Raw genomic sequence first — 11,887 nt, forward strand, 5'->3', positions numbered from 1 at the left:
ACATCCGGAGCGGCCCCCGGCACACGGGGGCCGCTCCGGCACGTCGGGCGCCTCAGGGAATGACCACCACGGGCCGCTTCGCGCGCTTGGCGAGCCGGCCGGCGACGGAACCGAAGAGACGGCCCACCAGGCCGTGGCTGGAGCCGACGACGATGGCGTCCGCCTCGTACTCCCGCCCCACCTCCTCGAGTTCGTGGCAGATGTCGCCGCCGCGCTCGACCAGGATCCAGGGCACCTCGGTGAGGTAGTCCGCGCACGCCAGCTCCAGACCCAGCACCTCGGTGCGGTGATCCGGTACGTCGACGAAGACGGGGGGCTCGCAGCCGGCCCACACGGTGGTGGGCAGCCGGTTGGCGACATGCACGATGACCAGGCCGGAGCCGAGCCGGCGTGCCATGCCGATGGCGTACGCGAGGGCACGCTCACTGGAGGTGGAGCCGTCGAAGCCGACGACGACACCGTGCTTGAAGGCTGGGTCGCACGACTGGCGTGGCTCTTCGGCCGCCAGGGGCTCGGCCGCCGTAGGTTCGGCGACGGGCCGCTTGCGGTCCGCGGGTTCGAAGAATTCGTGACCGGCCATGGCTGTCTCGGCGTTTTTATCCTCTATGGGGGACAACAGTGTGCGGCGGAGCTGTGTGTCCGGGAATCATCTTCCCAAGCCCATACCCCCAAGGGTACGGCGCCACGCCTCCTTCGCCCAGATCCCGCGCGAGGTCCGCCGCGGGTTCCCCGGAGCATGCCCGAGGGGGCGCCCGTCACGCAATGGTTGCTGCGTTGTACAGGCGGTTCGCACGGGAATCAACTGTCCGTGATCAGTCGTGACCGACGCGTCGCGCGGGCGTTGATCTCCATGCCGCCAGCCCCAGGGAGCCCGCATGTCCGGACCGCACCAGCCCGCCGAGCCGCCGTCCGGTACTCCTCACACGCCCGCCGCCCCTGACACGCCCGACGGCCCTGGCGCCCCCGACGGCCCGGAACCGGTCGCGCCGCTCCGGGACGGCGTCACCGACCTCGTCCGCTGGGCGGCCTTCAGCTGCTTCCTCGTCCCGGTCGTGCTCCTCTGGTACGGCACCTCCTTCGCCGGCACCGCCGGTACGGCCCTCGGTCTGGCCGCCGTCACCGGTGCCTGCCGTCTGCTGCTGCGCCGGTCCGAGCGTGTCGCGGCCCGGCCGCCCGGCGACGCTCGCACGGGACGGGCCGGGCGCCGGCACCGGGCCGGACGGCCGGCACGGCGGGGCGGACGGCACGCTGGGCAAAAGACACCGGTCGACTGACCGGTTTCCGCGCACGCGTCCGCTTCTTTTCAGCCAACTTCCACCGGTGACTCATCCCTGGTCCCCACCACCCCCAAAACCCCGTTTCACCTGCACGGAAAGGGTCCCGAGGACCCCGCGCACCCTATGGGGATTGGCCACTGACACAAGGCGCACTTCCCTGGGGCGCCCCAGAGTGCAACGCTTCGTGATCGACTGCTTCACGCCAAGTTGCCATGTCGATAATGTCCCAAGTGCCGAACCGGCCACCTCGGCTCGACGGGACGCAGTAGATTCGATCTTGACTGTCTACGGCGGGGGACTCGTGCAGGACCGAGGGGAAACGTGCAGGAGCGACACAACCGAGGAGCCGCGACCACCGAGGGGGGCTTAGCAGTTATGAGCCACGACTCCACTGCCGCGCCGGAAACCACGGCCCGGAAGCTCACCGGGCGACGCCGCAAGGAGATCGTCGCGGTGCTGCTGTTCAGCGGCGGCCCCATCTTCGAGAGTTCCATACCGCTGTCGGTGTTCGGGATCGACCGCCAGGACGCCGGCGTGCCGCGCTACCGGCTGCTGGTGTGCGCCGGCGAGGAGGGCCCGCTGCGGACCACGGGCGGCCTGGAACTCACCGCGCCCCAGGGCCTGGAGGCGATCTCACGGGCCGGCACCGTGGTGGTGCCCGCCTGGCGGTCGATCACCTCGCCGCCACCGGAGGACGCGCTCGACGCACTGCGCCGGGCACACGAGGAGGGTGCCCGCATAGTCGGGCTGTGCACCGGCGCCTTCGTGCTCGCGGCGGCCGGGCTGCTGGACGGCCGCCCCGCCACCACCCACTGGATGTACGCGCCGACGCTGGCCAAGCGCTATCCGTCGGTGCACGTCGATCCGCGCGAGCTGTTCGTGGACGACGGCGACGTGCTGACGTCGGCGGGCACGGCGGCCGGCATCGACCTGTGCCTGCACATCGTGCGCACGGACCACGGCAACGAGGCGGCCGGCGCGCTGGCCCGCCGCCTGGTGGTCCCGCCGCGCCGCTCGGGCGGTCAGGAGCGCTACCTCGACCGGTCTTTACCGGAGGAGATCGGCGCCGACCCGCTCGCCGAGGTCGTCGCCTGGGCGCTGGAGCACCTCCACGAGCAGTTCGACGTGGAGACCCTGGCGGCCCGCGCGTACATGAGCCGCCGTACCTTCGACCGCCGTTTCCGCTCACTGACGGGCAGCGCGCCGCTGCAGTGGCTGATCACCCAGCGGGTGCTCCAGGCGCAGCGTCTGCTGGAGACGTCCGACTACTCGGTGGACGAGGTCGCGGGCCGCTGCGGCTTCCGTTCGCCGGTGGCCCTGCGCGGTCACTTCCGGCGCCAGCTCGGTTCGTCCCCGGCCGCCTACCGTGCCGCGTACCGGGCCCGCCGCCCGCAGGGCGACCGGCCGGTGGACCCGGAGTCGTCCGGTGGCCCACGGCACAGCGCACCGCCGGAGCCGGTCCCGCTGTCAGCGGAGAACGCGGTCCCGTTCCAGTCCCGCCGCACAGCGGCACCGCTGCCCGCCGCGGCGGCGAGCCTGCCGGGGCAGCGCAGCGCACCCTGAATCCGTGAAACGCCGGACGGGCCTTCCAGCCCGTCCGGCGTTTGAGGACGAGGCCGTCCAGGCCGAAGCGGGGGCCCGGGGGCGGCAGCCCCCGTGACGCCCACACCGACGTCGGGGGCCCGGCGAACCGACACCGGCCGTAGGCTGTCCGCATGAACGATCGCATGGTGTGGATCGACTGCGAGATGACCGGCCTCTCGCTGTCCGACGACGCGCTCATCGAGGTTGCCGCCCTCGTCACCGACTCCGAGCTGAACATCCTCGGCGAGGGTGTCGACATCGTCATCCGTCCGCCGGAGCGGGCCCTGGAGACGATGCCGGAGGTGGTGCGTCAGATGCACACCGCGTCCGGCCTGCTCGCGGAGCTCGACGGCGGCACGACGCTGGCGGACGCCGAGGCACAGGTCCTGGCGTATGTGCGGGAGCACGTGAAGGAGCCGGGCAGGGCCCCGCTGTGCGGCAACTCGGTCGGCACCGACCGCGGCTTCCTGCTGAGGGACATGGCGACACTGGAGGACTACCTCCACTACCGGATCGTCGACGTCTCCTCGATCAAGGAGCTGGCCCGCCGGTGGTACCCGCGGGCGTACTTCAACAGCCCCGAGAAGAACGGCAACCACCGCGCGCTCGCCGACATCCGCGAATCCATCGCCGAACTGCGTTACTACCGGGAAGCGGTCTTCGTCCCGCAGCCGGGACCCGACACCGACACCGCGAAGGCGATCGCCGCGAAGCACGTCGTGACCGCCCGGTAAAAGGCGTGCGCAAGCACCCCTTCGGACCCTGTACACTTTTTCTCAGCCGGTCGGGGAAACCGCCTCGCGGGATTCCAGTACCGGCCTTGGTGGGTGTAGCTCAGTTGGTAGAGCACCTGGTTGTGGTCCAGGTGGCCGCGGGTTCAAGTCCCGTCACTCACCCTGAAACGTCAGCCGGTGGCCTCGCGAGAGGCCACCGGCTGACGGCGTTGTGGGGGCGCCCCGCCGCCCCCTTCCGGCAGGAGACGGGCCCCGCCCGTCCTAGAACCCGCGCCGGCTCTCCCGCGCCAGCAGCACCAGCAGATACGCGCCGCCTACGCACACGGTGACCGCGCCGGTCGGCAGGAGCACGTCCGGGACGGCGTGCTGCGCCGCGAGGTCGGCGGCGAGCAGCAGCACCGCGCCGACGAGCGCCGAACCGGCGAGGTCGACGGAGGCGCCGTGGCCGGTGAGGCGGCGGGCGATCTGCGGCGCGGCCAGCGCGACGAACGCGATGGGGCCCGCCCGCCGCCTGCGGATGCTGGAGGACCGGCTGGAGCGGGCACGCGCCGACTGGGCGGCCGGGACGGTGCACGTGGTGCGGGGTGGCAAGCACCTGGCGCGCACCCGGCATCACCTGCCCGCCGCGCAGTTGTCCGAATCGCAGTGGCGTGAGCGCTGGGAGGCGGCACGCTGGTTTGTGCAGGCGGACGGAGAGAGCGGCAAACGGTTCGGGAACGAGGGCGTCGGGACCTGCCTGCTCACCGGGCCGGGCAGCGTGTCCGTCGCCGCCGCCCTCGACGACGCCGGACGCCGGCCACGGCTGCGTGTCGCGGAAGGCGACGTCCCCGCCGCGGTCCTGCGCGAGTGCGTCCAGGCACCGGAGCGGATCGACTGGACGGCGGGGCCCGCCGACGTCGCCGTCGCCGCGAAGGCCCTCGCGTACCGGACCGACCGCGAGGCCGCGCACCTGCTCACGGAGCTGGCCGGCTGGGCGGCGACGGCGATCGTCGTCGAGGCCTCCCGTCCCGACGGTCTGAGCCCGCACGCGGCCGAGGCGGCCCTGCAGGCGTACGCCGCGACCGGCGGCCCCCTGCGCGACTCCGCCGCGATCGCCGCTCTCGCGGAGCGGACGGGCTGGTACGTCGACCGTGTCATCGCCCTCGGCTGGGGCACGGAGGCCACGGTACTGCGCCGCGCCTGACGCGCCACGGGCCCGGCCCTCCCACCCGCCGCGCCTCCCACCCACCGCGCCTCCCACACGTCAGCCGGTGACCTCGCGAGAGGTCACCGGCTGAGAGGTTCCGCCGAGGGGGCCGGCCCCGTCAGGACGGCCCGCGTCCCGTCCCCGGTCCGTGCGCCGTCATGACGACGCCCGTTCCATCAGCTCCGTCGCCAGCACCGTCTGGTGCCGCTGCTCCGGCCCCCGCGAGGTCGCCGGACGGCGGTCCGCGATCTCGGTCAGCAGCAGGTCTATCATCGCGCGGCCCATCTCCTCGATGGGCTGCCGCACGCTGGTCAGCGGCGGCTCCATGTGGCGGGCGATGGCCGAGTCGTCGTAGCCGACCAGCGCCACGTCGTCCGGGATGCGCCGGCCCGCCTCGCGCAGGGCCTGCCGGGCGCCGGCCGCGGTGACGTCCGAGGCGGCGAAGACCGCGTCCACGTCGGGCCGGCGGCGCAGCAGTTCCGCCATCGCGCGGCGCCCGCCCTCCTCGCTGAAGTCCCCCGCCGCGATGAGCTGTTCGTCCGCCGGATGGCCGGCGTCGCGCAGGGCGTCGCGGTAGCCGTCGACGCGCCTCTGGGCGCCGTAGACGTCGAGGCGGCCGGTGATGTGCGCGATCTGGCGGCGGCCGCGGGACAGCAGGTGCTCGACGGCCGAGCGGGCGCCGCCGTAGTTGTCCGAGTCCACCGACGCCAGCGGCTCCCGGGCCGAGCGCGGACCGCTGATGACCGCGGGGATCTCCAGCTGGGCCAGCATGTCGGGCAGCGGGTCGTCGGCGTGCACCGACACCAGCAGGACGCCGTCCACCCGGTGCGCGGCCAGGTACTGGGCGAGCCGCTGCCGCTCCCGGTCGCTGCCCGCGAAGATCAGCAGCAGCTGCATCTCGGTGTCGGAGATCTCCGCGCCGACGCCCCGCAGCATGTCCGAGAAGTACGGCTCGGCGAAGAAGCGGGTCTCCGGCTCGGGGACCACCAGCGCGATCGCGTCGGTGCGGTTGGCGGCCAGGGCGCGGGCGGCGGTGTTCGGGACGTAGCCGAGTTCGGCGACGGCCGCCTCGACGGCCGCCCGGGTCGTGTCGCTGACCCGGGGCGAGCCGTTGATCACCCGGGAGACGGTGCCACGGCCGACACCGGCCCGGGCGGCGACCTCCTCCAGGGTCGGACGTCTGACGCCCCGGCTCCCCCCACCCTTGACCGCCATGGTCGTCGCCTTCCCTTCGCAGCTGTCCGGCCTGGAATGTAACAGCCCCGGCGCTGCCCTCCCCGACCCCCGTTGTCCGTGCCGGGGCCGGGACGGTCCTCCCCCGCCGTGCCGGCGGCGGACGAGGGGCGCGGCCGGCGGGTGGCGGCGCTCCCCTCGGCGGAGGCGGACCGGTGCGTCAGCCCTGTCCGCCGGCCGCGGCCGGCAGCGCGTTGTGCCGGATGACGTCGGCGTACCAGTGGGCGCTCGTCTTCGGGATGCGGCGCTGGGTGGAGTAGTCGACGTAGACGGCGCCGAAGCGCTTGGAATAGCCGTACGACCACTCGAAGTTGTCCAGCAGCGACCACAGGAAGTACCCGCGGACGTCCGCCCCGTCGGCGATGGCCCGCCGGACGGCGTCCAGGTGGGAGTGGAGGTAGGCGACGCGCTGCGGGTCGTTCACCCGGCCCTCGGGGGAGATGTAGTCGTCGAAGGCGGCACCGTTCTCGGTGACCATCAGCGGCAGCCCCGGGTGGGACTTCGCCAGGCCGGTCAGCAGGGTGTGCAGCCCGTCCGCGTCGATGGCCCAGTTCATCGCGGTGACGTCGTCGTTGGCGAGGTGGAAGGCGACGTCCTGGGCGCCGGTCCACGGGGTGTGGTCGCTCGCGCCGTGGCCGTCGTTCTTGGTGGCGCCGGCGCCGTCCGCGGGCCGGGAGACGACGGTCGGCGAGTAGTAGTTGACGCCGAGCACGTCGATGGGCCGGGAGATCTCGGCCAGGTCGCCGTCGCGGACCAGCTCGTTCCAGTCGACGAGGTGCGACGTGTCGGCGATCAGGTCCTCGGGGTAGGCGCCGTCGAGGATCGGGCCGGTGAAGACCCGGTTGCCGACCGCGTCGATCCGGCGGGCCGCCTCGATGTCCCCGGGGGTGTCGGTGAGGGGGCGGACCTGGTGCAGGTTGAGCGTGATGGAGGTCTGCGCGGACGCCGGCAGGATCGTGCGCAGCGCGCCGACCGCGCGGCCGTGGGCCAGGTTGAGGTGGTGGGCGGCGCGCAGGGTGGCGGCGGGGTCGGTGCGGCCGGGGGCGTGCACGCCGGAGCCGTAGCCCAGGAAGGCGCTGCACCACGGTTCGTTGAGGGTGGTCCACACACCGACGCGGTCGCCGAGGGCGCGGGCCATGATGCCGGCGTAGTCGGCGAACCGGTCGGCGGTGTCGCGGTGCGGCCAGCCGCCGGCGTCCTCCAGCTCCTGCGGCAGGTCCCAGTGGTAGAGGGTGGCGACGGGGGTGATCCCCGCCTCCAGGAGTTCGTCGGTCAGGCGGCGGTAGAAGTCCAGGCCGCGTTCGACGGCGGGGCCCCGGCCGGTGGGCTGGACGCGGGACCAGGAGACGGAGAAGCGGTACGCCTTCAGGCCGAGGTCCTTCATCAGCGCCACGTCGTCGCGGTACCGGTGGTAGTGGTCGGCGGCGATGTCACCGGTGTCGCCGTTGCGGACCTTGCCGGGGGTGTGGCTGAAGGTGTCCCAGATGGAGGGCGTGCGGCCGTCCTCGGCGGCGGCGCCCTCCACCTGGTAGGCGGCGGTGGCGGTGCCCCAGACGAAACCTGTCGGGAAGGAGGTGTCGGAGGCCGACTGGGCAGTGGTCTCGGGTCGTACGGCGGTCATGGTGAGAACGCTCCCAAATGGCGTGGAGAAGGACCGGGCAGTGGGCCCGGTGGGGTGGGAAGGCGGGGCCGGCCGCGGGGTCGGTGCGCGGGGAGGGGCCCCGGCCCGGCAGGACCCGCGTGCGGGGCGGGCCTGCCGGGTGCGGCGGACGGGCCCGCGTGCGGGGCGGGCCCGTCCGGATACGGCGGTCGGTGTCCGGTGTCAGCCCTTGACGGCGCCCGCCATGATGCCTCCGACGATCTGCTTGCCGAAGACCACGAAGACCACCAGCAGCGGCAGCGTGCTGATCAGCGCTCCGGCCATGACGATGCTCTGGTCGGGGGTGTAGGAGGCGCTGAGCTGGCCGAGCGCCACCTGGAGGGTGGGGTTCTCCTGGCTCAGGGCGAGGAACGGCCAGAAGAAGTCGTTCCACGCCTGGACGAAGGTGAGCATGCCGAGCACCATCATCGCGGGCCGGGCGACGGGCAGGACGACGGCCCAGACGATGCGGAAGTTGCTCGCCCCGTCCACCTTGGCCGCCTCGATGAGTTCGTAGGGCAGGGCCTCGATCAGGTACTGGCGCATGAAGAAGACACCGAAGGCACCGACCAGGGTCGGGAAGATCACCGACTCCAGCTCTCCGCCCCAGCCGATGTCCGACATCATCATGAACAGCGGCACGACGCTCAGCTGCGGCGGGATGGTGAGGGTGGCGATGACCGCGGTCATCAGCGCGCCGCGGCCGCGGAAACGCATCTTGGCGAAGGCGTAGCCGGCCAGCGTGCAGAAGAACAGCGTGGCCACGGTGATGCTCGTGGACACGATGACGCTGTTGACGATGGCCTTGCCGAGGTTGGCCTGTTCCCAGGCCGCTTCGATGTTGCTCCACAGTCTGCCGCCCGGGATGAACGGCGGCGGGCTGTCGAGGACGCGCTGCTGGTCGTGGGAGGCGGCCACCAGCGTCCAGTAGAGGGGGAAGAGGGAGCCCAGGCCGACGACGGCGAGGGCGACGTAGGTGAGCGGGCCGCCCTTCAGCTGCTGGCCGGCGCCGATCTTGAGGCGGCGGCCCTTGGCAGCGGGGGCGGGAGGCGGAGCCGGTGTGGGGCTCGACGAGGTCTTGAGGGGGCTTGTCGTGGTCATCGTGTCGCTCCCGTCAGGCCGCGCTCTTGCGCACGTACCGGCTGACGATCCAGTTGATCAGGGCGATGAGCAGCAGCAGGACGAGCATCGCCCAGGCCACGGCCGCGGCCGGGCCGAGGTGCCCCAGCTTCCATCCGTAGTTGAAGAGGTAGATGCTGAGCGTCTCGTACTGGTGTTCACTGCCGCCGACGGAACCGAGCGTGCCGCCCTGCAGCAGCAGCGGCTCACCGAACAGCTGCATCGAGCCGATGGTCGAGATGACGATCGTGAACAGGATCGTCGGCCGCAGCGAGGGGATGGTCACCTTGATGAACTGCTGCCAGCGCGACGCGCCGTCGATGGAGGCCGCCTCGTACAGGTCGCTCGGCACGGCCTGCATGGCCGCCAGGTAGATCAGGGCGTTGTAGCCGGTCCAGCGCCAGATCACCATGACCGCGATGGCGATCTTGGACGACCAGTGCCCGTTGCCCCAGTCGATGCTCTCGACACCGACGAGGCTCAGCACCCAGTTGAGGAGGCCGCCGTCGGCCCGGAAGACCAGGGCGAAGACGAGGGCCGCGGTCGCCACCGAGGTGGCGTACGGGGTGAGGATCACCGTGCGCCAGAAGGTGCTGGCGCGCAGCTTGTAGTTGAGCAGGTGGGCCAGGCCGAGCGCGACCAGCAGCTGCGGGACGGTCGAGATGACGCCGATGATGAAGGTGTTGGAGACGGACGTCCAGAACTCGGAGTCCTGGAGGATGGTGGTGAAGTTCTCCAGGCCCACCCATTCGGACTGGTCGAGACTGGTCATCTCCACCCGGTGCAGGGCGATCCAGCCGGTGTAGAGGAGCGGGTAGAGCCCGAACGCGCCGAAGATCAGGAAGAACGGGGCGATGTACGCGTACGGGGACGCCTTGTCGTCGAGGCGCCACAGGCGCGCACGCCATGTGCTGCGCCCTTTGGACGCGGTGCCGGAGCCGCCGGTGGGCGGGGTGTGGGCACCCCGTGTGGGGGTTGTCGTTGCCACGGAGGGAGTCCTTCCCTGGGAGGTCGGGCCGGGTAGGGCGAGGAGACGGGACGGCGGGGCGGGCGCCCGTCCCGCCCCTTCCTCCGCCCCGCGCGGACCGGCACGGTGCCGGGCGGGCCGTACGGAGGCCTGAGGTGGGTGCGGCCGGAGCCCCGGCGCCGGGTGCCGGGGCACGCGGGCCAAGGTGACCGGGGTCGGGCGGGAACGCGGCCGGCGGGACGGAATGGTGCGGAGGCCGGGAGGACGGGGCTCGGGCCCCGGGCCGTGTGGTCACCGGGGCCTTGTACGGATGCGGGCGGGATGGTCCTCGGGGGCGTTCGACCCCGGGGACCGGCCCTCCCGCGCGCTCCCGGCGGGCCGGGGCACCCTCCCGTGTCGGGGAGGAACGCGCGTGGGCGGGTGCCCGTGCCTCGGGAGTGCCTCCGGACACCGGGCAGCAGACCCGCCGCGGACGGCCGGATCTGCTGCGGACGCCCCCGCCCGCGGGCGGGGACCGCCGTCATGCCGGGGCCCCGCGGGCGCGCGGTGCGGGCGGCCGGTGGAGCCGCCCGCACCGGCCGGGGTCAGCCGATGGCCTTGTCGATCGTCTCGGTCGCGGCATCCCAGGCCTTGTCCGGGTCGGTGCCGCGCTGCTCCATGTTGTTGATCTGCGTGGAGATCGAGTCCTTGATCTGGCCGTCCTTCGCGCCGAGCACGGCCACCGGGATGCTCTTGGCCTCCTCGGCGTAGAGCTGGCCGACCGGGGCGTTGTTGAAGTACGGGAGCTTGCCGTCCTTCACCTCGGGGAGCTCGTACGCGCCCTGGTTGGACGGGAAGATGCCGACGGCCTTGAACACGGCGGCCTGCTGCTCGGGCGCGGTCAGCCACTTGACCAGCTCGGTGGCCTCCTTGACGTGCTTACCGCTCTTGGGCACGGTCAGGAAGGAACCGCCCCAGTTCGCCGCGGTCTTACCGGGCGCGCTGGTGATGTCCCACTTGCCCTTGTAGTCGTCACCGGAGTAGGTCATGATCTGGTTCGCCATCCAGGCGGGGCACACGACGCTGGCCACACTGCCCGAACGCAGCGCCGCCTTCCACGGGTCCTGGAACTGCGGCAGGCCCTGGCTCAGCTTCTTGTCCGCGGCTTCGGCGGCCAGGTCCCAGGCCTTCTGCACCGTGGGGTTTTCCTTGTAGATCGGGTCGCCCTCGGCGTTGTAGTACTGCTGCTCGGAGGAGCTGACGACGCCGTTGAACATGGCGCTCGCGGAGTCCATGAAGAAGGTGCCCTCGGGGGCCTTCTCCTTGTACTGCTCACCGAGCTTGATGTAGTCCTCCCAGCCGCCGTCGACCGCCTTGCCGACCTCCTCGCGCTCGGTCGGCAGACCCGCCTTCTCGAAGAGGTCCCTGCGGTAGCACAGCGACATCGGACCGATGTCGGTACCGGCGCCGATGACCGCGCCGTCCTTGGTGGTGGCCTGCTTGGCCTTCCAGTCGAGCCACTGGCCGACGTCGATCGAACCCTTCAGGTCGACGAACTTGTCCGCCTGGGTGTCGACGACCTCCTTGATACGGGCGACTTCGACTCCGACGACGTCCCCGAGGCCGCTGTCCGAGTTCAGCTGCTGAAGGAGCTTCGGGTAGTAGTCCTGCTCGTTGGAGGTCGTCTCCTCCTCCACCTTGATGTTCGGGTGGAGCTCCTCGTACTTCTCGAACAGGCCGGCCTCCTTGTAGCCGAACTGCCCGTAGTCCGACACCTTGAGGGTGATCTTCCCGTCGGATTCCGAGGAGTCCGAGGAGTCCGAGTCACTGCTGCAGCCGGTCAGCAGCAGCGCGGAGGCCGTCAGGACCGACGTGGTCAGGACCGCTGCGCTGCGGCCGCGACCGCCGCCGGTTCGGGTGATACGCATTCCACTACTCCTTGTTCCAGTGGGAACGGGATCTCAGGAATCAGACCGCCGGGATCGACGGTCCAGACCTGCCCTCTCGGTTCGAGCAGCGGCCAGCCCGGGGCAACGCGGTGCGCGATGCGAAGATGCTGGTCAACGATGTGCCAAGCGAGGTGGAGGGAAGGGCCGATGGTGCTTCGGTCCACACGGGAGCCAGTCCCGGAACTTCGTGGGACCGCTCCCACGCGGCTTGCCCCGAAGA

General features: G+C 71.8%; 9 protein-coding genes, 1 tRNA gene and 2 pseudogenes. 5 read left to right on the plus strand and 7 right to left on the minus strand.

Annotated features, from left to right (window positions below; genetic code table 11):
* Positions 1-52 precede the first annotated feature (52 nt).
* Positions 53-580 (minus strand): universal stress protein, encoded by a 528-nt coding sequence (locus QC283_RS02010; RefSeq protein WP_279559544.1) that lies wholly within the window; start codon positions 578-580, stop codon positions 53-55.
* 295 nt (positions 581-875) lie between these two features.
* Here QC283_RS02010 and QC283_RS02015 point away from each other — a divergent pair, with 295 nt between their 5' ends.
* The 4 genes from QC283_RS02015 to QC283_RS02030 all read left to right on the plus strand — a co-directional run bounded on the left by QC283_RS02015 (position 876) and on the right by QC283_RS02030 (position 3,757).
* On the plus strand, positions 876-1,274 hold the full coding sequence (locus QC283_RS02015) for a hypothetical protein (RefSeq protein WP_279559545.1): 399 nt from the start codon (positions 876-878) through the stop codon (positions 1,272-1,274).
* 378 nt (positions 1,275-1,652) lie between these two features.
* Positions 1,653-2,840: a helix-turn-helix domain-containing protein gene (locus QC283_RS02020; RefSeq protein WP_279559546.1), complete on the plus strand. Its 1,188-nt coding sequence runs from the start codon at positions 1,653-1,655 to the stop codon at positions 2,838-2,840.
* 152 nt (positions 2,841-2,992) lie between these two features.
* The gene (gene orn / locus QC283_RS02025) at positions 2,993-3,595 is read left to right on the plus strand and encodes an oligoribonuclease (RefSeq protein WP_279559547.1); all 603 of its coding nucleotides are present in this window, start codon (positions 2,993-2,995) and stop codon (positions 3,593-3,595) included.
* Between the two features lie 89 nt (positions 3,596-3,684).
* Positions 3,685-3,757, plus strand: a tRNA-His gene (locus QC283_RS02030).
* Positions 3,758-3,856: 99 nt separating this feature from the next.
* On the opposite strand, the pseudogene QC283_RS02035 reads toward QC283_RS02030, so the two are convergent.
* Positions 3,857-4,099: pseudogene (locus tag QC283_RS02035) on the minus strand (iron chelate uptake ABC transporter family permease subunit); the annotation flags it as partial.
* A gap of 214 nt (positions 4,100-4,313) precedes the next feature.
* Here QC283_RS02035 and QC283_RS02040 point away from each other — a divergent pair.
* Positions 4,314-4,778, plus strand: a pseudogene (locus QC283_RS02040) (siderophore-interacting protein); the annotation flags it as partial.
* Between the two features lie 159 nt (positions 4,779-4,937).
* Here QC283_RS02040 and QC283_RS02045 read toward each other — a convergent pair.
* The 5 genes from QC283_RS02045 to QC283_RS02065 form a co-directional block, all read right to left on the minus strand.
* On the minus strand, positions 4,938-5,996 hold the full coding sequence (locus QC283_RS02045) for a LacI family DNA-binding transcriptional regulator (protein WP_279559548.1): 1,059 nt from the start codon (positions 5,994-5,996) through the stop codon (positions 4,938-4,940).
* A 178-nt stretch (positions 5,997-6,174) separates the two neighbouring features.
* Positions 6,175-7,635, minus strand: a complete 1,461-nt coding sequence (locus tag QC283_RS02050) for a GH1 family beta-glucosidase (protein WP_279559549.1) — start codon at positions 7,633-7,635, stop codon at positions 6,175-6,177.
* Positions 7,636-7,836: 201 nt separating this feature from the next.
* The gene (locus tag QC283_RS02055) at positions 7,837-8,754 is read right to left on the minus strand and encodes a carbohydrate ABC transporter permease (RefSeq protein WP_279559550.1); all 918 of its coding nucleotides are present in this window, start codon (positions 8,752-8,754) and stop codon (positions 7,837-7,839) included.
* Positions 8,755-8,767: 13 nt separating this feature from the next.
* A complete protein-coding gene (locus QC283_RS02060) occupies positions 8,768-9,760 on the minus strand; it encodes a carbohydrate ABC transporter permease (protein ID WP_279559551.1) in 993 nt (330 codons plus the stop codon).
* A gap of 563 nt (positions 9,761-10,323) precedes the next feature.
* Positions 10,324-11,646 (minus strand): ABC transporter substrate-binding protein, encoded by a 1,323-nt coding sequence (locus QC283_RS02065; protein ID WP_279559552.1) that lies wholly within the window; start codon positions 11,644-11,646, stop codon positions 10,324-10,326.
* Positions 11,647-11,887: the final 241 nt, after the last annotated feature.

The sequence above is a fragment of the Streptomyces sp. DH41 genome (assembly GCF_029813785.1).
GTDB lineage: Bacteria > Actinomycetota > Actinomycetes > Streptomycetales > Streptomycetaceae > Streptomyces.

Excerpts from the sequence above, each read along its gene's own strand:
- QC283_RS02010 (WP_279559544.1), bottom strand. The coding sequence starts at position 580 with ATGGCCGGTCACGAATTCTTCGAACCCGCGGACCGCAAGCGGCCCGTC.
- QC283_RS02015 (WP_279559545.1), top strand. The coding sequence starts at position 876 with ATGTCCGGACCGCACCAGCCCGCCGAGCCGCCGTCCGGTACTCCTCAC.
- QC283_RS02020 (WP_279559546.1), top strand. The coding sequence starts at position 1,653 with ATGAGCCACGACTCCACTGCCGCGCCGGAAACCACGGCCCGGAAGCTC.
- orn (WP_279559547.1), top strand. The coding sequence starts at position 2,993 with ATGAACGATCGCATGGTGTGGATCGACTGCGAGATGACCGGCCTCTCG.
- QC283_RS02045 (WP_279559548.1), bottom strand. The coding sequence starts at position 5,996 with ATGGCGGTCAAGGGTGGGGGGAGCCGGGGCGTCAGACGTCCGACCCTG.
- QC283_RS02050 (WP_279559549.1), bottom strand. The coding sequence starts at position 7,635 with ATGACCGCCGTACGACCCGAGACCACTGCCCAGTCGGCCTCCGACACC.
- QC283_RS02055 (WP_279559550.1), bottom strand. The coding sequence starts at position 8,754 with ATGACCACGACAAGCCCCCTCAAGACCTCGTCGAGCCCCACACCGGCT.
- QC283_RS02065 (WP_279559552.1), bottom strand. The coding sequence starts at position 11,646 with ATGCGTATCACCCGAACCGGCGGCGGTCGCGGCCGCAGCGCAGCGGTC.